The organism is Vagococcus sp. JNUCC 83, from assembly GCF_053667615.1.
On sequence record NZ_CM132204.1, the window covers coordinates 867101 to 893919 of the forward strand.

The following is a 26819-nucleotide window of genomic DNA, read 5'->3' on the forward strand; positions in this document are numbered from 1 at the left end:
ATCACTCCTTTATATCAATAGGATAATATCCTAAATGCTGATACGTTGCACCAAGTAAGGTAATTTCTTCTAAAGCATACTCGATTAATGGAATATTACCACTAATCTCGACGTCAATAATAAAATAATATTCACCTAACTCTGTTTTTAGTGGACGTGATTCGATTTTGCTCAAATCAATTTCTCGCCATGCAAAAGCTGATAATACTTTATGCAAGATTCCTGGTGCATTTTTAGGCAATGTGATAAATAAGGTTAATTTTTCAGGTTTTCGGTCATCATTTTTAAAGGGTTGTTTTCCTAATAACCAAAAACGCGTTTGATTAAATCGATTGTCTTGAATATCTGAGGCGAGTATTTCTAATCCATACTCTATTGCTGCTTCTTTTGAGGCAATTGCAGCAACTGATTGTGCTGGGTTTTCTGCGACGTATTCTGCTGCAAACGTTGTCGATTGAACTTGCTCAATCAAAACATCTGGGTAATACGTTTCTAAAAAATGTTGAGATTGTGCTAAAGCTTGAGGATGTGACACTATTTTTTTAGGAATGATGGTTAAATCATTTACTAACAACTGCTGTTCAATTGGTAAAATAATTTCACGGTAGACTTGTATATCATTTTGATGGAAAAGTCCATCAATACTTGTGTGAACAGACCCTTCTAAAGAGTTTTCAATTGGAACAACGACATAATTAACTTGATTATTCTTTAGTGCTTTAATACAGCTGGTAATGCTTGCGTAAGGTTGTAATTCTTTGTCATCAAAATAACTTGCCGCAGCTTTATAAGTAAAAGAATTTTTTGGTCCTAAATAACCAACCTCCATTTAATCACCTACTTTTTTTAAAATAACATCAGTAATTTCTTCTGGTGTTTTATTTGTTGTATTGACAATATAATCAGCCATCTCTTCATAAATTGGTATTCTTGGTAAAAAAATATCTTTTACCTCTTTTAATGTTTTATTATGAATCAATGGTCGATAATTGATGTCATCTTGTGCAATTCGACGTAGCAATTCATCCAAATCTGTTTGGAGATATACAATAGTTGCATGTTCTTTTAATAACACTTGGTTTTTTTCTTTTAAGATGACTCCTCCACCAGGCGATAAAACACCTGGTGAGGTTAAATAATCTTTTAAGAGAGTTGTTTCCATCTCTCTAAATGCTTCTTCTCCATATTTATCAAAGTACTCAGAAATGGGCATGTCTATATGTTTAACAATCTGCTCATCTAAATCAATTTGAGGTTGTTTCATCTTTTGGGCTAGAAGTTTTCCAACCGTTGACTTTCCAGCACCCATAAAACCTATTAAAACAATGGGCATATTAGTTTCCCCCTCTACCTAAGGTCAACTCTTTAACATCATCGAAAAATGTTGGATAGGACACAGAAACAGCGTCAGATTTATCCATACTCACCACATCCTCAGTTAGCAATGCAGCAATTTGGAGCATCATGCCAATACGATGGTCGCCCCTACTGGAGACGTTTCCCCCATGTAAAGCGGTTGGCCCATTGATGATTAATCCATCTTCAGTTGGTATAATATCTGCCCCGAGTTTTTGTAGTTCTTCAGCTGTCGCATCAATTCTGTTCGTCTCTTTGACTTTTAGTTCTTCTGCGTTTTTGATGACAGTTGTCCCATGTGCTTGTGTGGCTAAAAGAGCGATGATTGGGATTTCGTCAATCAGTCGAGGGATGATATCTCCGCCAATTTCTGTCGGTTGTAACTGACTTGTTTTAACTGTGATAGTCGCTGATTGGTTAGCTGTATCGATGTCACTTAAAGACACCTCTGCTTGCATCTCTTTTAACACATCCAATATCCCAGTTCTTGTCGGATTGATACCGACATTTTTTAGGATGATATTACTATCAGGTACAACAGCTCCAGCAACTAAAAAGAAAGCTGCTGATGAGATGTCTCCAGGTACAATGAGATCTTGTCCGACTAATTCTTGTGGCCCAGATAGTCGAATTTCTTTACCATCAGTCTCTATTGTCCCACCAAATTGTCTAATCATCTCTTCTGTATGATTTCGTGTGGGTTCTTTTTCGATAACGGTTGTTTCCCCGTCAGCTTGAAGCGCAGCAAATAAAATAGCTGATTTTACTTGGGCACTTGCAACAGGCATATGATAGGTAATTGGTGTTAAATGATTATTTGCCGAGATAGAAATAGGTGGAAATTCACTATTGTCATGTCCTTTTAGAGAGGCTGACATGTCGTTTAAAGGAATCATCACACGATTCATCGGGCGTTTATTTAAATAAGTATCACCAAATAAGACTGTATCAAATGGTTGTTTAGCTAAAATCCCCATCATCAAACGAATGGTTGTTCCAGAATTACCTAAATCTAAATCAGTTTCTGGTTTTTTTAACCCATCAAAGCCAACACCTGTTACTCGAATGACATCCCCATCATCTGAAATAGGAACTCCTAACGATTTAAAGGCATTAAGTGTGCTAATACAATCTTCTCCTCGCAAAAAATTCTTGATGGTTGTTGTCCCTTTAGAAATGGCACCAAACATAATACTTCGATGTGAAATAGATTTGTCAGCAGGAACTTGAATGGTCCCTTTTAATGGGTGCTTAGAGATTAATTTCATCGTTGTTTTCCTCCTACTGTGTTCGACAGAGATACTCTGTTTGTTCTTCAATACAAGCTTTTGCTTTTAATAGGTCTTTATCACTTTTAAAACTCACTTGTAAGACCCCAATAATATCTTCACGGGTTTCTAAAATTTTTAAATTAATAATCGATAGCTTTTCTTGCCCCAATAGAGTAGTCACTTCAGCGATAATCCCAGGCTTATCTGGTACGTCAATAAATAAATCGTAAAAGGCTGGAATAGTCCCTTTTTGGTGAATGGGTAAATGATCACGTGTTTCTTTTGCTCGCTCAAAAAAATCATAAATGGCTTGAGAGTTTTTGGTTATCAACCACTCTTTCACCTCATCCATCTGTTCTTGCCAATCGTTTATAGACCCAATCAATGTTTCTTGGTTACTCATCAAAATATCTGTCCACATTTTTGGATCAGATGAAGCAATTCGTGTAATGTCTCTAAACCCACCGGCAGCCAGTTGTTTGGCTCTCGGGTGAAGTTGATTAAACACATCAGCTTGGTTGACCAAACCAGAAGCAATAATATGTGGTAAATGAGATAGCATGGCCGTAATAGCATCATGTTCAGTTGATGATAGTTCGACATACTTAGCATTCGTGCCATTATACAACTGTGTCAATTCATTCACTCGAGGAACATCTAAGTCGTTTGTTATGATGAAATAAGCATTTTCAAATAACAACTCATTGGCCGCAGTGACACCAGATTTATGTGATCCTGCCATAGGGTGACCACCAATAAAGTCAAATGGCATGGTCTTTGCAAGTGTCATGAGTTCTTTTTTTGTGCTACCTGTATCTGTAACAAGGACTGTTTCTTTTAATGGTAGGCGAGCTAATTCATTTAAATAGTTCATTGATATGGATACAGGTGTCGCCAAGATAACAATATCTGCTCTTATCGCACCATCACTAAAGGATACAGGTACTTCATCCACAATCCCCGTTTTTTTAGCAATTAGATTAGTATTTTCAGAATAATCCCAACCTACTATAGTATCAGTTGGGAATTCTTTTTTAATACACTTGGCAAGGGATGCTCCGATTAGCCCAAGACCAACTATCATTATTCTTTTTGTGGCCATAAGTCCCCTCCTACAACTAAAAGTTCTTCGTATACTCTCGGTAGTCTTTCACAGATTGAACGAGTTCTTCAAAAGAGTCACTTTCAAATTTCTCTAAAATTTCATTAGCAACCACCGTAGCAACCACGTTTTCAGCAACAACACTTGCTGCAGGAACAGCCGTACTGTCAGAACGTTCAATGCTTGCTTTATAAGGCTCTTTTGTATCAATATCGACACTTTGAAGTGGTTTGTATAGCGTTGGAATAGGTTTCATCACGCCACGGACAACGATTGGCTCACCGTTTGTCATACCGCCTTCAAATCCGCCAAGATTGTTTGTTCGTCTAGTATAGCCTTTCTTGTCATCCCAAAGGATTTCATCCATTACTTGTGAGCCAGGTAGCTTTCCAGCTTCAAAGCCCACACCAAATTCTGCTCCTTTAAAGGCATTGATACTAACGACAGCTTGTGCGATTTTGGCATCAAGTTTTCGGTCCCATTGGACATAACTTCCAAGCCCTGCTGGTACTCCACCAACTAAAATTTCTACAACGCCACCGATTGTGTCACCTTTTTTCTTCGTTTCATCTATTAAATCACGAATGTCTTGTTCGACCGACTCATCAACGACACGCACGTCCGATTTTTCAGAAATATCTCTGATTTCAGACACTGTCAAACCGTCTGGAACGGTCGCTTGAATCCCTCCGAGCATTGTTACGTGTCCTGCTACATTGATATCTAATTCAGAGAGAATTTTTTTAGCTATGGCACCAATGGCAACACGCATGGTTGTTTCACGTGCCGATGAACGTTCTAATACGTTACGCAAATCATCAAAATGATACTTCATCCCACCAACCAAATCAGCATGGCCTGGTCTTGGTCGAGCAACACGACGAATTTTCTTTTGTTTGTCAGGAACTTCTTCAATTCCCATGACTTTTGTCCAGTTTTTCCAATCTTTATTTTCAACAACTAGCGTCATAGGAGACCCTAACGTTTTTCCATGACGTAGGCCTGATGTGATGCGAACGCGGTCTGTTTCAATCAACATACGGCCACCACGACCATAGCCTGTTTGTCGTCTAATTAATTCTTTATTTATGTCATCTGCAGTGAGTGGTAATCCTGCAGGAAGTCCTTCGATAATTGCTGTCAGCTCTGGACCATGAGATTCACCGGCTGTTATATATCTCACTAAATTTCCTCCTCAATGATGTAATCTTTTATAGTATCTATTGGAATATCAACAATTTTTGCTTGTCCCAATTTTTTTAATAAAATAATTTTTAGTGTATTACCTCGTGCTTTTTTATCATGAGTAATGGTTTCAAAAATAGTCTCTTTATTTAGTGAAATTGATGTTGGTAAATGAAATTTTGACAGCATCTGAATCAATTCATCCGTAATGCCTTGCGGTGTTTGATTAAATTTTTCTGCTTGTGTAGAAATCATCACCATACCAAGGCTAACACCTTCACCATGACTGACGACACCGTAACCCGACGTTTTTTCGATTGCGTGACCAATGGTGTGTCCAAAATTTAAAGTCAAACGATTGCCATGATCAAAGACATCTTCTTCGACAACCCGACGTTTCACATCAAGTGACGCGTGAATCACTTCTTCTGCATGATTGAGCAAATCTTGTTCATTTTTTAATGTGTTTAAGAGGTCCCATAGCTGCTTGTCAGCAATAGCTGCTGATTTAATGATTTCAGCAATTCCTTCTCTAACACGTCTTATTTCTAACGTGTTAAGAACGTTTGGATCAATCAACACGCCATCTGGTTGAGCAAATGTTCCAACTAAGTTTTTGGCTTTACCAGTGTTTACAGCTGTTTTTCCACCGATGCTTGAATCCACTTGCGCTAAAAGAGTTGTAGGAATTTGTAAAAAATGGATACCTCGCATATATGTAGAGGCAACAAATCCGACTAAATCGCCAATTACTCCACCACCCAAAGCAATCACGCCATCACTTCGTGTGAATCCTTTGTCCGCTAGCTCGTCATAAAGATAAGTGGCTTTTTCGAGCGATTTGCTTTCTTCACCATTTGGAACAACCAGCATGGTGACATCAAACCCAAATTCTATCAAGCTATCAATGACATCGTCACCATATAAATTTTCTACTATGTCATCTGTAATAATAGCTACTCGTTGTGGTCGCCAAATATTTGCTACCCATTGTCCACAAGAGTTTAGTAGCCCGCGTTTCACGTCAATTTTATAGTGGTGATTTGGTAAGTTTACTTCAATCATGCAAAAGACTCCTTTAGTTTAGTGATTTAATTTCTTCCATTGCTTTGACCATAATGTTTACTTCATCCATCATTTTTAAATACGTTTTTTCATTAAGTGATTGTTGCCCATCTGACCAAGCGTTTGCTGGATCTGGGTGGATTTCTACAATCATGCCATCTGCTCCTGCAGCGACACTTGCTCTTGCCATTGGTGGCACTAAATCCCATACCCCTGTTCCGTGACTTGGATCGGCAATAATAGGGAAGTGACTCAATTTTTTAATAATAGGAATAGCGCTTAAGTCAAAGGTGTTTCTTGTCGCTGTTTCGTAAGTGCGGATACCACGTTCAATAAAGATAACATCACTTTTACCAGAAATAGCCACATATTCTGCAGCATTTAACCACTCATCAATCGTTCCTGAGATACCACGTTTCAATCCGATTGGTTTCCCAGTTTGACCAACAGCACTTAACAGTTTGTAGTTTTGCATGTTTCTTGCACCAATTTGTAAGATATCACTGTATTCAGCGACCATATCAATGTGGGCTTCATCCATTACCTCAGTGATCACTTTCATGCCAAATTCATCTGCAGCTTGTCGGATGTATTTTAATCCTTCTTCTTCTAACCCTTGGAACGCATAAGGAGAGGTACGAGGTTTAAACGCTCCACCACGAAGCACTGTTGCGCCTCCTGCTTTTGCCATACGTGCCGTTTCACGGATTTGATCTAGCCCTTCAATCGAACAAGGACCTGCCATCGTAACAAAACTACCATCACCTATTTTTAATCCGTCAACATCAACAACCGTATTGTCTGGGTGGAATTCACGTGAACTTAGTTTGTATGTGTTGGTAATACGAACAGTTTTATCGACCCCATCGTAACTGTTAAACGCGATATCTTGAATATTTCTAGTATCCCCTTTAATGCCTAAAACTACTTGCTCTTCTCCAGTATTGACTTGCACTTCTAAATCACTTTCTTCAATACGTTGTACCACTTTATCAATTTGTTCATTTGTTGCTCCTAATTTCATAATAACGATCATCTTATTTTCCTCTTTTCTATGCTTTTTCTAAAATATGTTTGACTTTTTCTATTGGCATATCTTTATTTGTCCAAAGATTAAATGCCTTTGCCCCTTGATACAATAACATATCAAGACCATTAATGGTTTGGCAGCCTTTTTGTTGTGCTTGTTTTAATAATTTGGTTTGTCTTGGGTTGTAAATCACGTCATACACCACTAACTCTTTTCTAAACAGCAAGTCATCTTCTATTAATGACTCATCATTTATCATGCCAACACTTGTTGAGTTGACGAGTAGTTGTGACTGACTAATCGCTTCTTTTAAAGCTTTAGTATCAAATAAATCGGTTAACGTTATCTTACATGTTACGATATTAGACAGTTCCTTTATCTTTTTTTCCATTTCATCAAATCGTTTGCCAGGGCGACTAAAAAGGTGAATGTCCTTAAAACCATCTAAAGCTGCTTGAACCAAAATGGCTGTGGCAGCACCACCTGCTCCTAACATTGTCATCGATTGATTCTTAATAGGGACGTTATTTACACGAAGACTTTCGACAAAACCAAATCCATCAGTATTGTGCCCAATTAGTTTTCCATCAGAGTGAACAATTGTATTTATCGCACCAATTAATTTGGCTGACTCTGATAACTCATCCATATAAGGTATCGCATTTACCTTATGTGGCATAGAGAGATTGACACCCAACATATTTAAGGTTCGGATAGAGGTTATGGCATCTTCTAACTTTTCTGGTACAATATCAAACGCTAAATAAACTGCATTGATACCTGTCAATTCAAAAGATGTCGAGTGTAGTGTTGGTGATAAACTATGTCTAGCAGGACTTGCAAAAAATCCAGCTAATTTGGTTTGTCCGTTTATTTCCATCTGTGTCATAGTGTTCACATTCCTCCTAAATAAAAAAGATGCTCACGTAGATTTTAAAAACCTCTACAGTGAACATCTTTATACTTAATATACAGTATATAAAAAACACCACTATAGATTTTCTTAAGATCTATGTGGGTTTTGAAATCAATCTAAATTTCCTTAGCCATCATAGATACAAACTTCGGTAGTTTGCATCCATACTCTTGATGAATACAAACTTATCTAAAATAGCTAAAGTAGTAATTATTCAGTTGTGGGCTTTTAATAATCTGTTTTATTTTCATGATATTTCCACTCCTGATGTAAGATTGAACTAAGTATAGTCTTAAAATGAGAGTATGTCAATAATATTATTAAAATTTCATTGGATTTATTCTATATTTTTTGAAAATTGTCTATATTGGTTTACATAACAAAATTATCGTTATCTAAATAAATGTGATAGTGATTGACGTTATATCGATTAATAGTCAGTTGCCTGATGAACACACCACCGTTTTTTTCGATTACTTTAATAGATGTTGGATTATCACTACGACAAGTTAGCAACACATGAGTAAATCCAAATTTCTTAGCTTCTTTTAATGTCAAATCTAAAAGATAACTTCCATAACCGTATCCCTGAAATGATGGTGCGATGGAATAACTAATATGGCCACCCTCTTTTTGTAAGTAGTTTGTTAAATGATGTTTAATATCTGAGAGGCCTATCATCACCCCATTCTCGTCAATTAACCCAAAGTGAGAGGTTCTAACTGTTTGTTTATAATCCTTTTCTTTTACTATAATTAATTCTCTTTGCCATTTTTTTAAATCAGTAGCAGTTTGTAATTGATATGAACCATGGATAATATCCTTTGAAAGATTGAACGATTCTTTAAATGCCTGAATAATTGGCAAAGGAACATCTTCTAAGTTAATTAATTTCATTGAGACACCCCATTTTTTAATTTTCGATTTTAAGGCTTTGTTTGGATAATGACCCACTAAAATAAATTTAAAGTGCTTAGAATCGTTTTAAATCCAAAATGATTTTTTTGACTTGTTAATTTTAGTTCACTATATTATGTAAAATAATGAACTTAACTCCTGATTTATCAAGGGTTTAAAATTCTATATTAATAAGTTCATTATTATGTTATTATATAATAAAAATAGTGAACTGTAAAATTCAGAGAAAAGAGTGATAAAATATGTCATATAACGTCCAACCTTTGCGGGCTCAAACTGAAATAGATGATTTTTTATTTTGGTTAAGACGAACCAATCATCCTGAACGTGATACCTTTTTATTTATTTTTGGAATAAACAATGGACTTAGAATGTCAGATATCGTGAAGTTAAAAGTACGAGATATAAAATATGAAAAGCGACCAATTATCGTTGAGAGAAAAACTGGAAAACGAAAAGTTCTCTACTTAGACAATTTACAAGATGTGATAGCAGAATATATCGAGGGAAAAGAAGACGATGAGTGGTTATTTCCTAGTCGTCAACAAGGTGGCCATCTAAAAGTGAATACCGTGTATAAACAATATCAGAAAATTGCCGATAATCTAGGTAGAAAAGATATTGGAACTCACTCACTCAGAAAAACATTTGGCTATCATTATTATCGTAAAACACGGGACATTGCAACGCTTATGGAAATATTTAACCATAGCTCAGAAAAAGTAACGAAACGCTATATTGGGATTACGACAGATGAAATTGGGAACACGTTGGCTGATTTCAGATTGGGGATATAAAAAACTAGCCAATGATTGATTGACTAGTTAACACGTGATTTCGATTTGATTGTCTTCAGGATCTAAAAGCAAACTCTCATAGTACCCATCACCTGTTGTTCTTGGACCACTTAACACAGTATAGCCATCTTCTTTCATCCGATCTGTTAGACTGTCTACTTTTTCTTTTGAGTTTGTTTTAAACGCTAGATGAGTCAATCCAGTTCGATATAAATGCTTCTCCTCATCTCTTTTGTCCGGTCGTGTCATTAATTCAACGCGTGCGCCTGTTTCAAAAGATAAGAAATAAGTTTCTAACCCTGTTTTTGGGTTATAATATTTTTCATTAGCTGTGGCATCAAAATATGTCACATAAAAGGCTTTCATTTTTTCTAAATCATTAACATATAGTGCGATGTGTTCTAGTTGCATGTGAGGACCTCCTTGTACTTAACATTATAACATAAAAAGGACGTTATTTTAATGTAACGTCCTTTATTTTTTAGTTTAATTCTGTCACTGTATAGTCATGAGATACGTTAAATACTGTTGGTTCTTGTGCCGTAGCGAGTTCTTCTGTTAATTTCACTGAAAAAACTTCAGGTGTGTAATAAGGATTAAAGTAGTAGGTCAAATCGGTTAAATTAAAGACTGCACGATACTGTGTATAATCATCATGACCGTCATCTTTGACGTTGACACCTTTAGGAATCGTCAATGTATTTAAAATATGGTAAATGTTATTGACAGCTTCAGCTTCTGTTTTGCCTTTTTCAGTATAAGTTTTCATATAAGTGGCACGAACAAACCGTTCTGGAGAGGTCAATCCACCAGGTAAGCCATAAGTTCCAGAACCTTGTCCAAATGGTTTCGTTGTGTATCCGGCTAAGTCTTTAGATGGATAGTTGGTTGGTTGGATGAATAGATAATTATTCAAGTTAGTTAAATGCCACTCTAAATTTGGACTGTTTGTCATCACACCAACAGGATTATCTTTTATCGTGAGTGTTTCATTATTTGTTTCAACCACGACACATTGACCTGTTTTATCAGATACGATGAAATGTAGTGGGGTTATTGCTGACACCAAATCGTTTGTCACGCCGACTAATACGATGTTTTCACTTAGTTCTTTCAACTCATCAATGCTTCCAACATGACCCAACACCCAAGTTAGAAACTCATCCTGTGTTAAATTAGTTTTCCCATCAACTGGGGCACTCTTATAGCTTGCTTCATTGAGATAATACAATTCTGCAATTGATAGACCTTTTTCATTAACCCCATCAGCAAACATGTACTCTCCCATTTTTTGACCTGTTCCTACAAACGCATAAGTTGTTTTTAATGTTCCTTCAAAATGAAACGTTGATTCATAGTTTCTCGGTATCGCAATGGGCATGCCATTGAGCTCAAAGCCAAAATCCATTGTGCGAGCAAAGAAATTTAATTTATTTTCTGATTGAAATGTGATACTTGTACACATACATATCCCTCCTAGTATTGTTAACTCCTAAATCATACCAAAAACTTCTAGCAAACCATGTTAAATCTATGATAATTTTATAGAACAACAGTGACCATAATATGTCAGTCGTTCTTCTTATCCTATGTTTTATGGTCAGAAAAGTCAAAAAATAACCCCTCTTATTTTGTATAGAGGAGTTATTTTTTACCTATTTATTTTAAATATTAGAACCTTCATCATCTATGTTTGTAGAACTCGAACTGTCATCATTGCTACTATCACCGTATGTCGAATCTCTAGAATCTTTTACAAGTTGATAAATAACGTCATTACCAACCATAAATGAATTACCTTTCTTTTTCATAGTAAATGTAATTTCTTTTTTCTCTTTTGATTTTTCAGGAAGATAAGCAGCATCTCCATAATACATTGAATATAATTTAAGTGTGATTAAATTTTTGATTGCTTTAATATCTTTATTCTGTCATTGTCTAATGAATTCTTCTTCATCGATTCCTCCAAATAATTCAGTTCGCATCGTGCCTATAGGGTTTGCTTCACTTAAACCGGCGTAAGGCGTAATTTCAGCAGTCACCTGAGCTTCGTCGTTAGTGGTTGTTATATTCTTTATTTTATATTCACCTAAAGAATGTGTTGTTTTTAAATAAGCTTTAGCATAGTCTTCTAAAATTTCTGATGCGTAATATTCAGAACCATCAATGATTAAGTAGTAATCATCAAGTTTATTATCGGGATTATAGTTTTCTAGTTGCTTTTCTTTCAACTGCCCAATAATATATTGATCTAGCTCTTCTTTTGTTTGGTTTGTAACATCTTTTACATCTGTTGATTTACCATCATAAACGTATCCCAAAATAGCGTTAGCGTTTTTTTCTGCAGTATTCTCTGCTATTTCTTGACTACTTTCAGTTGATTTAGTAGTCGCTGTATTTTTATTACTCCCACAACCCGATAACAACAATAAACTTGCAAATGTTGTAATTAATATTCTTTTCTTCATAACAAAACCCCTTTTTAACTGTTTTTCATGTATAGCATAACACAAAAAGTTAGTTTTTTGAACATAAAATTACATAAAGTAAGAATATCGTAGTTGTCAGCTTGAGACAAAAGAATGACCTTTATTCTTTTGTTTGTGTTTTTTTATAAAGTGAAAATAATTCGATAATTAATGAAACAAGGGCTAACGCCAACATAGCTAAACCAAAAAGAAACATTAAAAAATAAGGGTCAATCAAGAAATTTAACAGCTCTACTTTCATTAAGCCATTGTACGTGAGACCAAGCGTAATCATGCCAAGTATAAAATATGGCAGAGATGTATGGAACGGAAAATCCGTTTTTTGTGATAAATAGTTAATTAATTCTCGCGTACCTAAAATTAATCCCACCATAATGAAGATCATTCCTAGTAAATAAAGCCATAAAAACCAATTTGGTTGATTATCCACTGGCTTTACATGCAATGATTTTTCAAAAAAGCTAACAGAAAGACCTGTGCCAAATATTATCATGCCAAGCGTTAAAATTATTTTTTTCATTTAGAACTCCTCTTTTTTTATTTGGTTAAATGTATCATATAGCCATAAAAAGCACAATAAAAATAGACAACCAGTCAAGAGCTGATTGTCTAAAAATAGCATTAATTCAGTATGTCCTTTAAGATTTTCCATTTTTTAGCAGTATAAGGAGGCATAATGAGTGATTCAAACGTTTGTGTTAGTTGATTGGCATGTAATATTGTTTTTTCATGTGAAAAGGTCTGAATACTATATTGACCATGATAGTTTCCCATACCTGATGTACCAACACCTCCAAAAGGTGTATCCTCATTTGAAATTTGTAAAATAGTTTGATTAATGCCACCACCACCAAAGGATAATTCCTCAACAAAGCGTTTTTTGTAGTCTTTATTGTCAGAAAATAAATAAGCAGCTAATGGTTTATCACCTAATTTAACAAAACCTATTGCCTCATCTAGTGTATCGTATATTAAAATAGGAAGTAGTGGGCCAAATATCTCTTCTTTCATTAACGAACTATTTCGGTTTAAGGGTAATTGAAACAAAGCTGGTTCGATAAAATTGACAGTGATATCATAACTTCCACCAACGATGATCTCTTCCTGATTATCCTTTAATAAATGGATCAAACGATTAAATGCTACTTGGTCAACTGGTCGGCCGTAGTCTTTATTATGACGTATATCTTGACCATAAAGAGCAATGATTTGTTTTTTTATTTCATCAATGAGTAAAGGAAGATTTCCTCTATTGACTAAAACATAATCAGTAGCGATACACGTTTGTCCAGCATTTAAAAACTTACTCCATACAATTTGTTGCGCTGCATGGCTAATATTAGCATCATCAGTAATAATGCTAGGGCTTTTACCACCGAGTTCTAAAACACAAGGTGTTAAATTTTTTGATGCCGCTTCTAAAATGATTTTTCCAACCGAACTGCTTCCTGTAAAAAAAATAAAATCAAATGGATAAGCTAAAACATCTTTATTTGGAACTTGCATAGGATTGATTGATTTTACATAGTGCGAGTTGAATGCATCTGTTAAAATAACGTCTATCACTGTAGCAATATTCGGTGTCCGTTTCGACGGTCTAACAACCGCACAATTTCCTGATGCAAGTGCGCCAATTAATGGAATCATGATAAGTTGTAGTGGGTAGTTAAATGGTCCAATTATATAAACTATCCCAAAAGGCTCTTTGTAAATCGTTGTTTTGTCTAAAAAAGAATGGATTGCTGGTTTAACTATCTTCGGTTTTAACCACTTATCCATATTTTTTATCATTGAATCAATTGATGATAGAACAAGACCATATTCTGTGTAGTAAGTTTCAAAAGAACATTTATGTAAATCCTTTTCAAAAGCCCAATAAATAGCCTCTTCATACTTGATTAAACTTTTTTTTAAGTTAGTGAGCTGTTCTTTTCTAAATGTAAGCTCTTTTGTTTGGTTAGTGTCAAAAAAGTGTCGCTGAGATGATAAAATGGATTTTAAATCAATTTGAGTCATAGTTAACCCCTCATTTCCAGATTTGAATTAAATCATTTAAAAGAGATGGGTATGCGAAGATTTGTTTTTCAAGTTCACCTTTTGTCATCTCTTTACCAAGCATAAGTGCTATATCATTAATTAGTATATCGGCCTCTTGACATATAGCTGTCACGCCAACTAGACGATTGTCACTATTTCTTATGATTGTTTTAATATAGGCAAGGTTTTCTGATTTTCGTTTAGAATTTAACCAATTCGACATATCATACGTTTCTATTGCAAATTCATTTGGATGTAACTCTGCTTCTGCAGTTGTTACCCCTACTTGTGCAATACGAGGCTCACTAAAAATCGACATAGCTGACACTGGATACTTTATTGGAGAAAACTCTTTTTCTAGTAAATAAGAGACTAAATAGTTTGCTTGGTATGCTGCATAAGTAGCAAGTTTAGGAACAGGGGCATTGGAGCAATCCCCACACGCAAATATATGAGGTTGACTGCTTTGTAAATAGTCAGTTGTGATGATACCGTGTGAATCAACTAGAACCCCTGCTTGTTCTAATTGTAGTGAATCAATTAAAGGAACTCTTCCTGCGACATTATAAACTTTTTCTACTTCAATTGTTTGTCCAGCTGTTGTTTGAACGATTAAGCAGTCATCTTTAGATGAAATGCATTTAATTTCATCGTTAAAACAAAATCTTACCCCTCGTTTTTTATTTATTTCAATCAATTCATTGACAAACTCCTGATCAAAATTTTTCAGTGCGAGCTCATCATGTTGTAAAACAGTCACATCACAACCAAACGCTTTAGCAATTGTCATAAAAGCAAAGGATATAATCCCAGCCCCAATAAATAATGCTTTTTTAGGTAATGTTTTTTGTGTTAAAAAGTCTGAACTATCAGATAAATAGTGGTGTCCTTCAAAAGAAAAAGGTCTCGGTTTAGCGCCAGTCGCAATCACGAATTGTGTGGCACTATACTTAATCCCATCAACCTTAATGTCATTTGGAGAAGTAAATACAGCCTCACCAAAGATTGTCGTAACACCTTCCTTTTTCAAAGACTGTTGATGTTTTTTATCTTCGTCTGCCTCTAATGTGTCAACCCATTCAATGGCGCGTTGCCAATCTAGGTGAGTAGGAGGAATGATTTCATGTTCTGCATAGTGCTGATTCTGTAAAAGATGTTCTGCTAGTGTGACAAGTTCTTTCTTTCTGGTACTACCAACATTATAAACGACGCCACCAAAATATCTTTTTTCTACAATAGCGACCTTTTTGCCAGCTTTACTTAGGCCTTTTGCAACAGTTAATCCTGCCACACCACTTCCAATAACGATTACGTCAAAATCCATTACGTTCACTCCTATCTGCTCATTACTCTGGATCTATATCAATGACTTTATCTTCAATTTTGATTACTTTGGTATAAAAAGCAATACACACTAATAAAATAGCTGTAAACCACAATGACTTATCGCCATATAGTGATGTTAGTCCTGTTCCCACTAAACCACCACCAGCAAATCCGATTAAAACAGCGGTATATAACCAACAATTTTTCCAGCCATCTTTTACACCAGTAAGACCTTGAATAACATAATTAAAAGCTAATTGAACGTTAAGTGTCACCGCAATATTTCCATAAAGCAAACCATCTATTTTATGAAAAGCATTTCCCTGCATCCCAGCAATAAAAGAAATGAGCATACATAAATGAACGATACTAAAATAATGATTGATGGGCGTAAAACCTAAACCTAATAAAATAATCGCTTCAAGAATTAGAATCTCAAATGCCCAAATCTTTTTCTTTTTAACACCTAATATTTCTAATACGGCTGTTGCCATTGAACCTAACCCAAAAAATAAAATTGTTGCAACAACTGTACCAAAATGATCCCAGTTTTTTGTAGCAATCGTTTGTCCGAGTAAAATGATATTTCCAGATTGTACAGTGCTAAATGCTTTTCCAATATAATAAGTGTAACCATCCATTGAACCTGCTGCTATAGCAAGTAAAAAGGCCATCCAAGGTAATTCCATCACTGGATAAGTTGGAATTTTTTTATTATCCATAAATTTATCTCTCCTTATAGTTAAAATAAATAACCTGGAAAAACTGTTATCGTCATTCCAGGTAAAATAAGTGATTATTCAGGTTGTTTATACCAAATAACTGGTTCTGGTTTATCAGGAGTTGGTAATGATTCAGCAAATTGTTTTGTCATATTTAAGTGATCTGCAACCATTTGTGCTGGAGAGGTACCTAACCATTTATTTAATGAAATATCTGAATAATCAGGATTTTTGAAGACTTCGATAAAGCGTAGTGTTTCAGTTCCTGTATTTTTAATATAGTGACCAGCAACGATTGGTACAACACCAACATCACCAGCTTTAAAATCAAACGTACGGGCTAATCCTGATGAATTAAACACAGTCATTTTTGCTTCACCTTGTAGATAGTATTGCCATTCAGCACATTTAGGATGCCAATGCATTTCTCTCATGCCACCTGGTTCAACTTCAACAAAAGCAGCAGAGATTGTTTTTGCGGCAGGAAAAACAGATTGGTCGATGATACGGACATTCCCTGCTTCTGAGATGATAGGTTCTGCTCTATCCATATGGAACGTAAATGGTGATGGCACTTCACCTTGACTACTTGGTCGATTCACATCTTCAATAGAGTCTGGTACATTGGCTTTAAATATATATTTTTCAGATTTTGGTAAACTTTCTAAATCACTTAATTTCTTTTTGAAGTTAGCTGCAACAATGTCTTGTGGTGTATGAGCAATCCAATCAGATAAAAGGAAGGTGTTATTTTCAGAAAAGTCAGCTTCACTAAATACTAATAAAAATTCGCAACCTTGATCTAAAGCTTGTATAGAATGAGGAATCCCTGCTTCAAAATTCCAAAGGTCTCCTTCTTTTACATCATCAATAAAACTGCGGCCGTGTTCATCAATCGCTGTCACACGAGCGTTACCATAAAGCATTAGTCCCCATTCCGCTTCTTTATGCCAATGCATTTCACGGTAAGCACCAGGCTCTAAACTCATGTCAACACCAGCCACATCTTCTGATATTGGTAATTCACGGTTGGTAATTTCTCTTGTCCATCCGCCTTCTTCTAATCGTTGATGTGCATCAGAATAACTAAATCTTAAGTTATTAACTGTTCCATGGTCAGTTGAAGGTGGAACTAAAATATCAGGATTTTCTTTATCTCTTGATAGATTACGTGGTCCATGATCCACCCATCCTTTACCATCTGATTCTCTGAATGGTTCTAATCTTTTGTCCGTCATATTTTATTCCTCCGATTTTAATAATACATATTTATTTTAAGTGACTTAAAATATAAACAAATCATACTCCTTAGACACACTAAAATCAAAGACGATTGGTAGTCTTTTTTGTGAAACTTTTTATACAACTGATTAGTACTTCTATTGTCATCAACTTTCAGTAACCGCTCTAAATGCTTTAGATACAGTAAAAAAATGAAGACATAAAATAGACATAATATTTTAAGGTTTGTTTTATAGAGTTAATACGAGTGAAATTCACAAAATAATTTTCAATTATCATGTTTTTAAATGGAAATTTATAGACTCACATATAATTTTTGATTGATGTTATTGCACAAAAAGGGATTAAATCAACTTGTAAGAGTAAGTTAATTCAATCCCTTTTTCCTTATTTATTTAATAAAAAATCGCCAATTTAAAAATCAAAGACAAATAGTTCCTCTATAGGCACTTCTAATACTCTTGAAATTTTAACCGCTAATTCAAGCGAAGGGTTATACTTTGCTTGTTCAAGTCTTCCTATCGTTTCTCGGCGTATCCCTACAGCTGTAGCTAAATCGTCTTGTGTCAGCTCTTTTAATAATCGATACTTTTTTACGTGTGATTCAAAAGATGCCATCATTAGTCCTCCTTATCATACTTGTAAGTTAAATAAGCCCAACTGTTTAAACCAAGAGCAAAAGTGAAAGAAAAGATAGCTAATGCCACTCTGTATAATCTCTCATAGTCTGTAAACAAAAACCCGCTAATGATATTGGCTATTAGACCAAAAATTAAAGCAATTTGAAAAGCTCTTACTGCCGCTTTGTTTTTATTTTCGATGAGTCTTTCATCATACACTGTTCCTAACTTGTATAACCAGATATATTGGAATCCACCAAAAAATGAAAAGAATAGTAAAAAATTGGGTTCACCATAAATACCTAATATCCCCAAACAACCTAAAAAGCCAAGCAACCAACTTTTATTTGTTAACTCTTTTTTCATAATAAATTCCTCCTGATGTGATATATTTATATCTTTATGATATAAATATATCACATTATAGAATTAATGCCAACTAACTTACATAAAGAAAACCCGAAAAGATGGCTTCTTTTCGGGTTTATTCTTTAATCTTTTATCCTTATTTCTTCTTTGGCTCGTCATCGTCCATTTTAAGAACGGCCATGAAGGCTTCTTGTGGTACTTCGACTGATCCGATTTGTTTCATACGTTTCTTACCTTCTTTTTGTTTTTCCAGTAATTTACGTTTACGAGACACGTCCCCACCATAACATTTCGCCAATACGTTTTTACGTAAGGCTTTAATATCGGTACGAGAAACAATCTTCGCACCAATCGCAGCTTGGATAGGTACCTCAAATTGTTGTCTTGGAATTAGTTTACGTAATTTTTCAACGATGGCTTTCCCACGTTCATACGCAAATTCTTTGTGGACGATAAAACTCAAGGCATCGACTTTTTCAGCATTAAGTAAGATATCCATTTTAACTAAGTTACTTGTTCTATAGCCGATCAACTCATAATCAAGTGACGCATAACCTTTTGTCCCTGATTTTAATTTATCAAAGAAGTCGAAGACAATCTCAGATAGTGGAATATTATAGACGATATTTACTCGGTAATCATCTAGGTAATCCATTGTGACAAACTCGCCACGTTTACGTTGAGAAATTTCCATGACAGCCCCAACATAATCATTTGGTACCATGATTTGTGCTTTCACATAAGGCTCTTCTACGCTTTCAATCACACCCGGTTCTGGAAATTCTGCTGGATTATCAACGACGATTTGAGTGCCATCTGTTAAATTCACATGATAGATAACTGATGGCGCTGTTGTAATTAAGTCCAAATTAAACTCACGCTCTAAACGTTCTTGGATAACATCCATATGTAACAAACCTAAGAAACCACAACGGAATCCAAATCCTAACGCTTGAGACGTTTCAGGTTCGAATTCTAAAGCAGAATCATTTAATTGCAAACGCTCAAGTGCTTCGCGTAAGTCATTGTATTTTGATGTATCGATTGGATACAGCCCACAATACACCATTGGATTCATCTTACGGTAACCATCTAGTGGCTCGCTTGCTGGGTTGTCAGCTAAAGTAATCGTATCCCCTACTTGTGTGTCTTGGATATTCTTAATACTTGCAGTTAAGTACCCAACGTCTCCCACCATCAAGAAATCTCTTGGGACAGCTTTAGGTGAGAAGATTCCCACCTCGTTAACTTCATACTCTACGCCATTACTCATCAGTTGAATGGTGTCTCCAGGTTTTACAACGCCATCAAAGACACGAATGTTTAAAACAACCCCACGATACGAGTCGTAAACTGAGTCAAAAATCAATGCTTTTAATGGAGCATTTAAATCACCATCTGGAGCTGGGACATATTCTACGATTTGTTCAAGAATATCTTCAATCCCAATCCCTGCTTTGGCACTGGCGAGGACAGCTTCACTTGCATCAATCCCTATCACGTCTTCAATTTCTTTTCTCACGCGCTCAGGATCAGCGGCAGGTAAATCTATTTTATTAATAACTGGTAAAATTTCTAAATCATTATCAACCGCTAAATACACGTTTGCTAATGTTTGAGCTTCAATCCCTTGGGCGGCATCAACCACAAGAACAGCTCCCTCACACGCTGCCAAACTACGAGATACCTCATAAGTAAAATCGACGTGTCCTGGTGTGTCAATTAGGTGAAAAATATATTCTTTTCCATCTTTCGCATTATAAGTTAATTCAACGGCATTTAGTTTAATGGTAATACCGCGTTCTCTTTCTAAGTCCATTGAGTCAAGTAACTGCTCTTGCATCTCACGATCAGAAACGGTTTCTGTTTGTTGTAAAATACGGTCAGCTAACGTTGATTTTCCATGGTCAATATGTGCTATGATGGAGAAATTTCGAATGGATTCTTGTCTCTTTTTCATTTCATCAAAATTCATCGTTATCTCCTACTTTCTATTAATCAGCATTTTCAATTATACCAATCTTTTGAGTGTTTTTAAAGTATTTTCAAAATATGTTTGATATAATAAACAGTATAAAACTTTAGGAGAAAGATATATGGAATCAAAAGATGCACATAAGGACTTAACATTAAAGAAAGTCGAACTAAAATATTTGAAACAGTTTAATGAATTGCTTCGCTATGTGTTTCAAGTCACTGACTCGGATATTGAAGAAAGTGGCTACGAAGATGAATCAGAAATTATCCGTGCCAAGCGTCCAGTTTTAAGGGAAGCGGATGTTTACGGTTGGTTCACACAAGATGATGAATTAATCTCACAGTTGGCGATTTATCCTTGTGAGGTAAATATCCATGATACTGTGTATGATATGGCTGGATTGACAGGTGTTGGGACGTATCCAGAATACACTAATATGGGATTAATGAGTGATTTAATCAAATTAGGTTTAAACAAAATGCGTGAGAATAAACAATGGATTTCTTACCTTTATCCCTATAATATTCCCTACTATCGTCGCAAGGGTTGGGAGATTATGTCTGATAAAATTTCGTTTCAAATCAAAGACACACAATTACCAAAACCTGCTGATGTACCAGGCTATGTCGAACGTGAAGACATCGATCATGAAGATGTGTTTAAAGTCTATGAAGCTTTTGCCGAACAAAATCATGGGGCAATGATTCGCTCAGACTTAAACTGGGAAGAATACTGGCGTTGGGAAAATGAAGAAGAACGAACAGCCGCCATCTATTACAGTGCCGATGGTGAGCCTTGCGGGGTGTGCTTTTACTGGATAGCGGAAGAAGTATTTCACATCAAAGAGATGTTTTATTTAAACCAAGAAGCTAGAAAAGGCCTTTGGAATTTTGTGTCGGCTCATTTTTCGATGATTGATTATGTCGATGGTACCACCTATAAAAATGAACCTATCGCTTTTTTATTTGAAGATAGTGAAATCAAAGAATCGATTGAGCCTTATTTTATGGCACGAATTGTCGACGTAGAACAATTTATCAAGCAGTATCCATTTATCACCACTGGTAAACCTTTCCATTTTGTTGTGACAGATCCTATTGCTGAATGGAATAATAATACCTTTAGTTTGATGTGGGATGAGGACAATGAGTTGACCGTAACAAATGAAGTCATTGGCAACCCAGTGTTTATTGATATCCAAACACTGACAGCATTACTTATGAGCTACAAACGTCCGTCTTATCTGTACCGTATCGAACGATTAAAAACGGATAAAGAAACACTTAGAACGTTAGAGAGAATTATTCCAGACCAAGAAGCATACTTTAGTGATTATTTCTGATAAAATCCCACTAATTCACGAATTAGTGGGATTGTTTTATATAAATTAATAAATATAATCATTTAAAATTGATTTTATATATTCAATATGACTAGATTCTAGTTTTGGAGATTCGATGGACAATGCATATTCTGATAGACTTTCTAATGTTTCTTGATTAGAAATTATTTTTTTCCCTATACTACTTTGAAATGAAGCATATTTTTCCTGTTTAATGCGGTCAAAAAATTTATTCTGTTTTAATCGAACAGCATTTTTATATGCTCTAGCATATGTATCCATTCCAGCTATATGAGCTAAGACTAAATCTTCCATTTCCATGGACGAACGCCTAACCTTCGCATCAAAGTTTATCCCTCCTGGTGCAATTCCTCCATTTTCAACAACCTCATACATAGCAAGGGTAACATTACGTAAATCGGTTGGAAATTCATCAGTATCCCATCCTAATAAAGGATCGCCTTGATTAGCATCTAAAGATCCTAATGAGTTATAACTTCTTGCAATAGCAATTTCATGCTCAAATGTATGTCCTGCTAATGTTGCGTGATTAGCTTCTAGATTTAGTTTAAAATCATTTTCCAAACCATATTTTTGGATGAAAGCCATAGTTGTAGCAGCATCAAAATCGTACTGGTGAGTAGATGGCTCTTTCGGCTTAGGTTCAATAAGAAATTGTGGCTTGTGACCAATTTTTTTTGAGTAATCAACTGCCATATTGAATAATCTCGCAATATTATCTTGTTCAAATGATATGTCTGTATTTAATAGTGTTTCATATCCTTCACGACCGCCCCAAAAAACAAAATTTTCTCCATCAAGTTTTTTAGAAATATCAAGGCCTTTTTTTACTTGTGCTGCAGCATGAGCGTAAACATTCGCATCATTTGTCGAACCAGCTCCATTATTATATTTAGAATTCGAAAACATATTAGCTGTATTCCATAAAAGCTTAATTCCTGTTTGATTCATTTTTTCTTTTATTTTATCAGTCACTGTGTCTAAATTTTCAAAAAACTCTTGTAAACTATCACCTTCTGGAGCAACATCAATATCATGAAAACAGAAATAACGTACACCTAAGATGTCACATAGCTCAAAAAATGCATCTACACGATTTAGCGCTGTCTCCATTGGTGTATCTCCAAACCAATTCCGTCTATTAACACTTTGTCCAAAAGGGTCTGATCCATCCTGAGTCATTGTATGCCAATATGCTAAAGCAAATCTCATATTGTGTCGCATTGTATCCCCATTGATTACTTCTTCTGGATTGTAATGACGAAAAGCAAATTTATTATTAGTATCTTTTCCTTCAAATTTTATCGGATTCATATTAAAGTAATTAATCATTTTTTCTCTCCTCTTCTTTATTAATGGTCATTAATTCATGACACAATTTTCTCGTTGATGGATATATTTGTTTATATAGTTGGTAAATTAATTGGTAGGATTTTATTACTTCACTTTCTGGATAATACTTCTTTTTATAATTTACAAAAACCGATAAAAGTTCCTCATCAGTTTTAAACCATTTTAATCCTTTAGCTGCAAGCATTGCAGCTCCAACTCCAGGTCCTTGCTCATTATCAATTGTTATAATTGTTGCATTTAAAATATTGGCTTGAATCTGTAACCATTGTTCACTTTTCGCTCCTCCGCCAGTTGAAATAATCCGAGTATAATGCTGATTTGTTTGTTCTTCCACTTCATCCTTAACCTCTTTTAAACTAAAAGTAATTCCTTCAATCACAGCTCTAGTAAAGTGTGCCATGGTGTGTGATGCATCAATACCAATAAAACTTCCCTTAATTTCACCGTCATTGTATGGCGTTCTTTCTCCCATAATATAGGGTGAAAACAATAAACCATCTGCTCCTTCTTTTATCACTTCGATATCTTCAATTAAATCTTTTATCTGTTTATTCGATGCAAATGTATGCTGAAACCAGGAAAGTGATTTACCTGCCGACAGGGTCACTCCCATACTATATTTTTTGTCACTAAGCACATGATAAAACGAGTGAATTGAACCTGTCGGATCTTTTTGTGTATCACTTGTTAAAAAAACACCACTTGTTCCAATAGATAGTAGAGCATCAGATTTATCAACGACTCCGCACGCCAATGCAGCACAGGCATTATCAGCTCCACCTGTAATTATTTTTACTGAGTGTTTAAGGTTATACTTTTCAATAAAAGATAGATTAATAGAACCAACAATATCATCTGATTTTTTTATTTTAGGTAATTGATTTATATTAATATTAAATTCGTCCAGTATACTTATTGACCAATCTTTTTTGTCCACATCAAGTAATAGTGTACCTGATGCATCAGAAAAGTCAGTATATAAATTCCCTGTTAAATAAAATGATAAATAATCTTTTGGCAATAGTATTTTAGAGACTTTTTTCCAATTTTCTGGTTCATTTTCTTGTAGCCATAGTATTTTGGGTAAAGTAAATCCTTCTAAAGCTCTATTTTCGGTAATATTTATTAATTTATCAACGAACGTTGTATTTAATTCTTTACATTGTTTAGTTGTTCGGCAATCATTCCATAAAATACTTGGTCGAATGATTTGATTATCTTTATCCAATAAAACCAGTGAATGCATTTGGCCAGAAAAGCTAATTCCCTCTAACTCTTCACTCATCGAAGGACATTTAATAAGTAAATCCTCAAATACTTTTTCAAGTGCCTGAATCCAATCTGATGGATTTTGTTCGCTTTTTCCGTTATTTTCCGTATATGTTTTGTAAGTAGACGTCGCTTCACATTCTATTTTGCCTAATTTATCTATTAAGATACCTTTGAGTGAACCAGTGCCTAAATCTATTCCCAAAACGTAAGACATTTTATATTCCTCCTTTGGTTACTTATCAACAGATTTAATTTTTAATATTGAAATTCCACCAATCATTGAACAGATGAATGACACTATAAAAATCATGGAAAAATCAAATACAGAGATAACAAAAGCTGCAATAACAGGGGCTATAGCTTGAGTAACAGTATTTCCCAAATTATAAACTCCTAAAAAAAATGCAACTCTTTCTTTATCAGGGATAACTCTTAAGTTCAATAAATTATCTAAAGAATTCCAAATACCCATTCCTAAACCAGCCATAAATCCATATATAATGATTGAAAGATCATTTTGTAAAAAGAAAATACTTAGTGCTCCAATTCCGATTAATATAGTTGATAACGCAACTGGTAGTTTTAATAGTTTAAACTTATCAGAAATCGGACCAGCAAATAAACCCATAGCTATTCCAAAAATCAACATAATCGTATTTAAAATTTGAATCGAATGTTGAGCTTGGCTAGTATTTTTCCCCATGAAATCAGTTAGTATAAATAATAAATACCCCGTAATTGCAAAATTACCGATACCTTGAAATATCTTTCCGATTAAAGCTAAATAATAATCTCTACCTATCTTCCATGATGGAAAAATTGCGATTGAATCCTTAAAACTTTGTTTGGATTCCTTTTTAGGAAGGTCAACTTCATCATCTTTATTGGATGGTTCCCGTACAATTAACACCGCAATTAGTGTCCCAATAAACGTAATGATACCGAATACAATAAAGCCTAGTCTAAATTGTCCTAAAAACATAGCAGCAAATATTGTAAAACCGTTATTACCAAGTGCCATACCTAAACCACCATAAGCACTAGAAGCTGTACCTTGACTTTCTTCTGGAGCCATATCTATCCATGCAACCATTGGAGCTACTATAAAATTAAGAGAAATTTGCCCAAGCATCCATGATACTAATAAAAATGGTATGTTAGTAGCCTGTGAAGCTAGTATCATCGCAAACATAAAACCAGTGGAACCAATCATAATCCACGGTGTTCTTTTACCAAATCGACTTCTTGTTCTGTCGGATAAAAAACCTGCTATCATATTGGAAAGTGCTGCAACTATCATTCCACATGTTGCAAACAACGCAACTAATTCAATTTTTTTATTGGCATCAATTTCTTGAATAATTGCTGGCAAAAATAAGCTTGAAGCTGCTATATAAGGACCTAACCACGACGCAGGACCTATAATTAATCCTGGAACCAATCTTTTCAAAGGTATTTCTTGACTCATTTTAACCACTCCTCACATCTCATTATTTACATTTAAAATTATTAAACAGTTCTCTCTTATATTTATTAGGAGAATAACCACTCCATTTTTTAAATTGACGAGAAAAATGTGATACATTTTGATATCCTACAATTTCTGATATTTCATTTATGCTGAGCTTAGGCTGTTGCAATAAAAACCTTGCTTCATTAAATCGTAATTTATCCAAATAGTTTTTTGGACTGATAAAATAGACTTTTTTAAATTCTTTTAACATCATGCTCTCACTCATACCTAGTTCCTTAGCTACGTAAGGAATTGATAATAAATAGCGATTTTCATCAGTAGGAGCTTCAGTAAATTTTCTAAAATTACTTTGAATACAATTTCCTATTTGTTTAGCTAAAACTAAGGCTGTACCATTAGAAACATTTTCATTTTTTTCTTCACAATCAGCATAATTAACTAAAGAAAGAATTAATTCAATCAATTGTTTCTCAACATAAAGTTTATCCTGTAAGTTAAATTCCTGTCTTTCTAACAAAAAAACATAGTTATATAGCACATTCTTAATATCTTCAAAATATTTATTATTTTTATCCAAAGAGATTGGGCAGTACATCAATAATGCTTGTTGAATACTTGGGTCACTTATATCAAAATGTAAGCAAAAATAAGACAACCCATTTTTAGATTCACACGAATTAGTATGTGCCATACCTGGTGGAATTAGCATGATTGAGTTTTCGCTTGAGTAAGTTGTAAATCCCTCAAAAGTAGTTTTTTGCTGCCCACTAATGATTAACATAATTTCAAAAACAAAATGTGTTTCAGTTTCCACGGACCAAGGATATGTAACCTCTTGCTTATGACCACCAAATGATTTTATATTTATATCTATGTCAGGTAAATTTACGATTGACTCTAACCAAATAGGTTTTTTATTCATAACTCCCAATCT

27 protein-coding genes are annotated in these 26819 nt (G+C 34.8%); 2 read left to right on the plus strand and 25 right to left on the minus strand.

What is annotated here, in order from left to right; genetic code table 11:
• Nucleotide 1: 1 nt before the first annotated feature.
• The 9 genes from pheA to JNUCC83_RS04085 all read right to left on the minus strand — a co-directional run bounded on the left by pheA (nucleotide 2) and on the right by JNUCC83_RS04085 (nucleotide 8822).
• A complete protein-coding gene (gene pheA, locus JNUCC83_RS04045; RefSeq protein WP_454460942.1) occupies nucleotides 2-829 on the minus strand; it encodes a prephenate dehydratase in 828 nt (275 codons plus the stop codon).
• A complete protein-coding gene (locus JNUCC83_RS04050; RefSeq protein WP_454460943.1) occupies nucleotides 830-1333 on the minus strand; it encodes a shikimate kinase in 504 nt (167 codons plus the stop codon). It abuts the gene before it with no gap.
• A gap of 1 nt (nucleotide 1334) precedes the next feature.
• A complete protein-coding gene (gene aroA / locus JNUCC83_RS04055; protein ID WP_454460944.1) occupies nucleotides 1335-2624 on the minus strand; it encodes a 3-phosphoshikimate 1-carboxyvinyltransferase in 1290 nt (429 codons plus the stop codon).
• A 13-nt stretch (nucleotides 2625-2637) separates the two neighbouring features.
• On the minus strand, nucleotides 2638-3729 hold the full coding sequence (locus JNUCC83_RS04060) for a prephenate dehydrogenase (protein ID WP_454460945.1): 1092 nt from the start codon (nucleotides 3727-3729) through the stop codon (nucleotides 2638-2640).
• Between the two features lie 16 nt (nucleotides 3730-3745).
• Entirely contained in the window at nucleotides 3746-4912 is a 1167-nt protein-coding gene (gene aroC / locus JNUCC83_RS04065; RefSeq protein ID WP_454460946.1) for a chorismate synthase, read from the minus strand.
• Nucleotides 4912-5979, minus strand: coding sequence for a 3-dehydroquinate synthase (aroB, locus tag JNUCC83_RS04070; protein WP_454460947.1), 1068 nt, complete (start codon nucleotides 5977-5979; stop codon nucleotides 4912-4914). Before aroB ends, aroC begins: the two co-directional genes overlap by 1 nt.
• 13 nt (nucleotides 5980-5992) lie before the next feature.
• Complete coding sequence (gene aroF, locus JNUCC83_RS04075; RefSeq protein WP_454460948.1) at nucleotides 5993-7015, minus strand: 3-deoxy-7-phosphoheptulonate synthase; 1023 nt, start codon at nucleotides 7013-7015, stop codon at nucleotides 5993-5995.
• 16 nt (nucleotides 7016-7031) lie between these two features.
• The gene (gene aroE, locus JNUCC83_RS04080) at nucleotides 7032-7898 is read right to left on the minus strand and encodes a shikimate dehydrogenase (RefSeq protein ID WP_454460949.1); all 867 of its coding nucleotides are present in this window, start codon (nucleotides 7896-7898) and stop codon (nucleotides 7032-7034) included.
• A gap of 399 nt (nucleotides 7899-8297) precedes the next feature.
• Nucleotides 8298-8822, minus strand: a complete 525-nt coding sequence (locus JNUCC83_RS04085; RefSeq protein WP_454460950.1) for a GNAT family N-acetyltransferase — start codon at nucleotides 8820-8822, stop codon at nucleotides 8298-8300.
• A gap of 263 nt (nucleotides 8823-9085) precedes the next feature.
• On the opposite strand from JNUCC83_RS04085, the gene JNUCC83_RS04090 reads away from it, so the two are divergent.
• Nucleotides 9086-9640, plus strand: a complete 555-nt coding sequence (locus JNUCC83_RS04090) for a tyrosine-type recombinase/integrase (protein ID WP_454460951.1) — start codon at nucleotides 9086-9088, stop codon at nucleotides 9638-9640.
• 27 nt (nucleotides 9641-9667) lie between these two features.
• On the opposite strand, the gene JNUCC83_RS04095 is transcribed toward JNUCC83_RS04090, so the two are convergent.
• The 12 genes from JNUCC83_RS04095 to lepA all read right to left on the minus strand — a co-directional run bounded on the left by JNUCC83_RS04095 (nucleotide 9668) and on the right by lepA (nucleotide 20420).
• Complete coding sequence (locus tag JNUCC83_RS04095; protein ID WP_454460952.1) at nucleotides 9668-10051, minus strand: VOC family protein; 384 nt, start codon at nucleotides 10049-10051, stop codon at nucleotides 9668-9670.
• A gap of 70 nt (nucleotides 10052-10121) precedes the next feature.
• A complete protein-coding gene (locus JNUCC83_RS04100) occupies nucleotides 10122-11105 on the minus strand; it encodes a choloylglycine hydrolase family protein (RefSeq protein WP_454460953.1) in 984 nt (327 codons plus the stop codon).
• Between the two features lie 199 nt (nucleotides 11106-11304).
• A complete protein-coding gene (locus tag JNUCC83_RS04105; RefSeq protein WP_454460954.1) occupies nucleotides 11305-11517 on the minus strand; it encodes a hypothetical protein in 213 nt (70 codons plus the stop codon).
• 54 nt (nucleotides 11518-11571) lie between these two features.
• Nucleotides 11572-12108: a hypothetical protein gene (locus JNUCC83_RS04110; RefSeq protein ID WP_454460955.1), complete on the minus strand. Its 537-nt coding sequence runs from the start codon at nucleotides 12106-12108 to the stop codon at nucleotides 11572-11574.
• 121 nt (nucleotides 12109-12229) lie between these two features.
• Nucleotides 12230-12649 carry a hypothetical protein gene (locus JNUCC83_RS04115; protein ID WP_454460956.1) on the minus strand — a complete coding sequence of 140 codons (420 nt, stop codon included), beginning with the start codon at nucleotides 12647-12649 and terminating at the stop codon, nucleotides 12230-12232.
• A gap of 101 nt (nucleotides 12650-12750) precedes the next feature.
• Complete coding sequence (locus JNUCC83_RS04120; RefSeq protein WP_454460957.1) at nucleotides 12751-14145, minus strand: aldehyde dehydrogenase family protein; 1395 nt, start codon at nucleotides 14143-14145, stop codon at nucleotides 12751-12753.
• Between the two features lie 10 nt (nucleotides 14146-14155).
• Complete coding sequence (locus JNUCC83_RS04125) at nucleotides 14156-15490, minus strand: dihydrolipoyl dehydrogenase family protein (protein ID WP_454460958.1); 1335 nt, start codon at nucleotides 15488-15490, stop codon at nucleotides 14156-14158.
• Between the two features lie 22 nt (nucleotides 15491-15512).
• Nucleotides 15513-16214, minus strand: coding sequence for a YoaK family protein (locus JNUCC83_RS04130; RefSeq protein WP_454460959.1), 702 nt, complete (start codon nucleotides 16212-16214; stop codon nucleotides 15513-15515).
• A 74-nt stretch (nucleotides 16215-16288) separates the two neighbouring features.
• A complete protein-coding gene (locus JNUCC83_RS04135; protein ID WP_454460960.1) occupies nucleotides 16289-17452 on the minus strand; it encodes a cupin domain-containing protein in 1164 nt (387 codons plus the stop codon).
• Between the two features lie 418 nt (nucleotides 17453-17870).
• Nucleotides 17871-18074 (minus strand): helix-turn-helix transcriptional regulator, encoded by a 204-nt coding sequence (locus tag JNUCC83_RS04140; RefSeq protein ID WP_454460961.1) that lies wholly within the window; start codon nucleotides 18072-18074, stop codon nucleotides 17871-17873.
• 2 nt (nucleotides 18075-18076) lie between these two features.
• A complete protein-coding gene (locus tag JNUCC83_RS04145) occupies nucleotides 18077-18442 on the minus strand; it encodes a DUF2178 domain-containing protein (RefSeq protein ID WP_454460962.1) in 366 nt (121 codons plus the stop codon).
• Between the two features lie 139 nt (nucleotides 18443-18581).
• On the minus strand, nucleotides 18582-20420 hold the full coding sequence (gene lepA, locus JNUCC83_RS04150; protein WP_454460963.1) for a translation elongation factor 4: 1839 nt from the start codon (nucleotides 20418-20420) through the stop codon (nucleotides 18582-18584).
• A gap of 121 nt (nucleotides 20421-20541) precedes the next feature.
• On the opposite strand from lepA, the gene JNUCC83_RS04155 reads away from it, so the two are divergent.
• Complete coding sequence (locus tag JNUCC83_RS04155) at nucleotides 20542-21765, plus strand: GNAT family N-acetyltransferase (RefSeq protein WP_454460964.1); 1224 nt, start codon at nucleotides 20542-20544, stop codon at nucleotides 21763-21765.
• 45 nt (nucleotides 21766-21810) lie between these two features.
• On the opposite strand, the gene xylA is transcribed toward JNUCC83_RS04155, so the two are convergent.
• The 4 genes from xylA to JNUCC83_RS04175 are packed head-to-tail and all read right to left on the minus strand — an operon-like array spanning nucleotide 21811 to nucleotide 26807.
• Nucleotides 21811-23118 (minus strand): xylose isomerase, encoded by a 1308-nt coding sequence (xylA, locus tag JNUCC83_RS04160; RefSeq protein WP_454460965.1) that lies wholly within the window; start codon nucleotides 23116-23118, stop codon nucleotides 21811-21813.
• Entirely contained in the window at nucleotides 23111-24625 is a 1515-nt protein-coding gene (gene xylB, locus JNUCC83_RS04165; RefSeq protein ID WP_454460966.1) for a xylulokinase, read from the minus strand. Before xylB ends, xylA begins: the two co-directional genes overlap by 8 nt.
• 18 nt (nucleotides 24626-24643) lie before the next feature.
• The gene (locus JNUCC83_RS04170; protein WP_454460967.1) at nucleotides 24644-25879 is read right to left on the minus strand and encodes an MFS transporter; all 1236 of its coding nucleotides are present in this window, start codon (nucleotides 25877-25879) and stop codon (nucleotides 24644-24646) included.
• 22 nt (nucleotides 25880-25901) lie between these two features.
• Nucleotides 25902-26807 carry an AraC family transcriptional regulator gene (locus JNUCC83_RS04175; RefSeq protein ID WP_454460968.1) on the minus strand — a complete coding sequence of 302 codons (906 nt, stop codon included), beginning with the start codon at nucleotides 26805-26807 and terminating at the stop codon, nucleotides 25902-25904.
• Between the last annotated feature and the right edge of the window lie 12 nt (nucleotides 26808-26819).

Coding starts and splice junctions, on each gene's coding strand:
- pheA (WP_454460942.1), bottom strand. CDS start 829: ATGGAGGTTGGTTATTTAGGACCAAAAAATTCTTTTACTTATAAAGCT.
- JNUCC83_RS04050 (WP_454460943.1), bottom strand. CDS start 1,333: ATGCCCATTGTTTTAATAGGTTTTATGGGTGCTGGAAAGTCAACGGTT.
- aroA (WP_454460944.1), bottom strand. CDS start 2,624: ATGAAATTAATCTCTAAGCACCCATTAAAAGGGACCATTCAAGTTCCT.
- JNUCC83_RS04060 (WP_454460945.1), bottom strand. CDS start 3,729: ATGGCCACAAAAAGAATAATGATAGTTGGTCTTGGGCTAATCGGAGCA.
- aroB (WP_454460947.1), bottom strand. CDS start 5,979: ATGATTGAAGTAAACTTACCAAATCACCACTATAAAATTGACGTGAAA.
- aroF (WP_454460948.1), bottom strand. CDS start 7,015: ATGATCGTTATTATGAAATTAGGAGCAACAAATGAACAAATTGATAAA.
- aroE (WP_454460949.1), bottom strand. CDS start 7,898: ATGACACAGATGGAAATAAACGGACAAACCAAATTAGCTGGATTTTTT.
- JNUCC83_RS04085 (WP_454460950.1), bottom strand. CDS start 8,822: ATGAAATTAATTAACTTAGAAGATGTTCCTTTGCCAATTATTCAGGCA.
- JNUCC83_RS04090 (WP_454460951.1), top strand. CDS start 9,086: ATGTCATATAACGTCCAACCTTTGCGGGCTCAAACTGAAATAGATGAT.
- JNUCC83_RS04095 (WP_454460952.1), bottom strand. CDS start 10,051: ATGCAACTAGAACACATCGCACTATATGTTAATGATTTAGAAAAAATG.
- JNUCC83_RS04100 (WP_454460953.1), bottom strand. CDS start 11,105: ATGTGTACAAGTATCACATTTCAATCAGAAAATAAATTAAATTTCTTT.
- JNUCC83_RS04105 (WP_454460954.1), bottom strand. CDS start 11,517: ATGTATTATGGAGATGCTGCTTATCTTCCTGAAAAATCAAAAGAGAAA.
- JNUCC83_RS04110 (WP_454460955.1), bottom strand. CDS start 12,108: ATGAAGAAAAGAATATTAATTACAACATTTGCAAGTTTATTGTTGTTA.
- JNUCC83_RS04115 (WP_454460956.1), bottom strand. CDS start 12,649: ATGAAAAAAATAATTTTAACGCTTGGCATGATAATATTTGGCACAGGT.
- JNUCC83_RS04120 (WP_454460957.1), bottom strand. CDS start 14,145: ATGACTCAAATTGATTTAAAATCCATTTTATCATCTCAGCGACACTTT.
- JNUCC83_RS04125 (WP_454460958.1), bottom strand. CDS start 15,490: ATGGATTTTGACGTAATCGTTATTGGAAGTGGTGTGGCAGGATTAACT.
- JNUCC83_RS04130 (WP_454460959.1), bottom strand. CDS start 16,214: ATGGATAATAAAAAAATTCCAACTTATCCAGTGATGGAATTACCTTGG.
- JNUCC83_RS04135 (WP_454460960.1), bottom strand. CDS start 17,452: ATGACGGACAAAAGATTAGAACCATTCAGAGAATCAGATGGTAAAGGA.
- JNUCC83_RS04140 (WP_454460961.1), bottom strand. CDS start 18,074: ATGGCATCTTTTGAATCACACGTAAAAAAGTATCGATTATTAAAAGAG.
- JNUCC83_RS04145 (WP_454460962.1), bottom strand. CDS start 18,442: ATGAAAAAAGAGTTAACAAATAAAAGTTGGTTGCTTGGCTTTTTAGGT.
- lepA (WP_454460963.1), bottom strand. CDS start 20,420: ATGAATTTTGATGAAATGAAAAAGAGACAAGAATCCATTCGAAATTTC.
- JNUCC83_RS04155 (WP_454460964.1), top strand. CDS start 20,542: ATGGAATCAAAAGATGCACATAAGGACTTAACATTAAAGAAAGTCGAA.
- xylA (WP_454460965.1), bottom strand. CDS start 23,118: ATGATTAATTACTTTAATATGAATCCGATAAAATTTGAAGGAAAAGAT.
- xylB (WP_454460966.1), bottom strand. CDS start 24,625: ATGTCTTACGTTTTGGGAATAGATTTAGGCACTGGTTCACTCAAAGGT.
- JNUCC83_RS04170 (WP_454460967.1), bottom strand. CDS start 25,879: ATGAGTCAAGAAATACCTTTGAAAAGATTGGTTCCAGGATTAATTATA.
- JNUCC83_RS04175 (WP_454460968.1), bottom strand. CDS start 26,807: ATGAATAAAAAACCTATTTGGTTAGAGTCAATCGTAAATTTACCTGAC.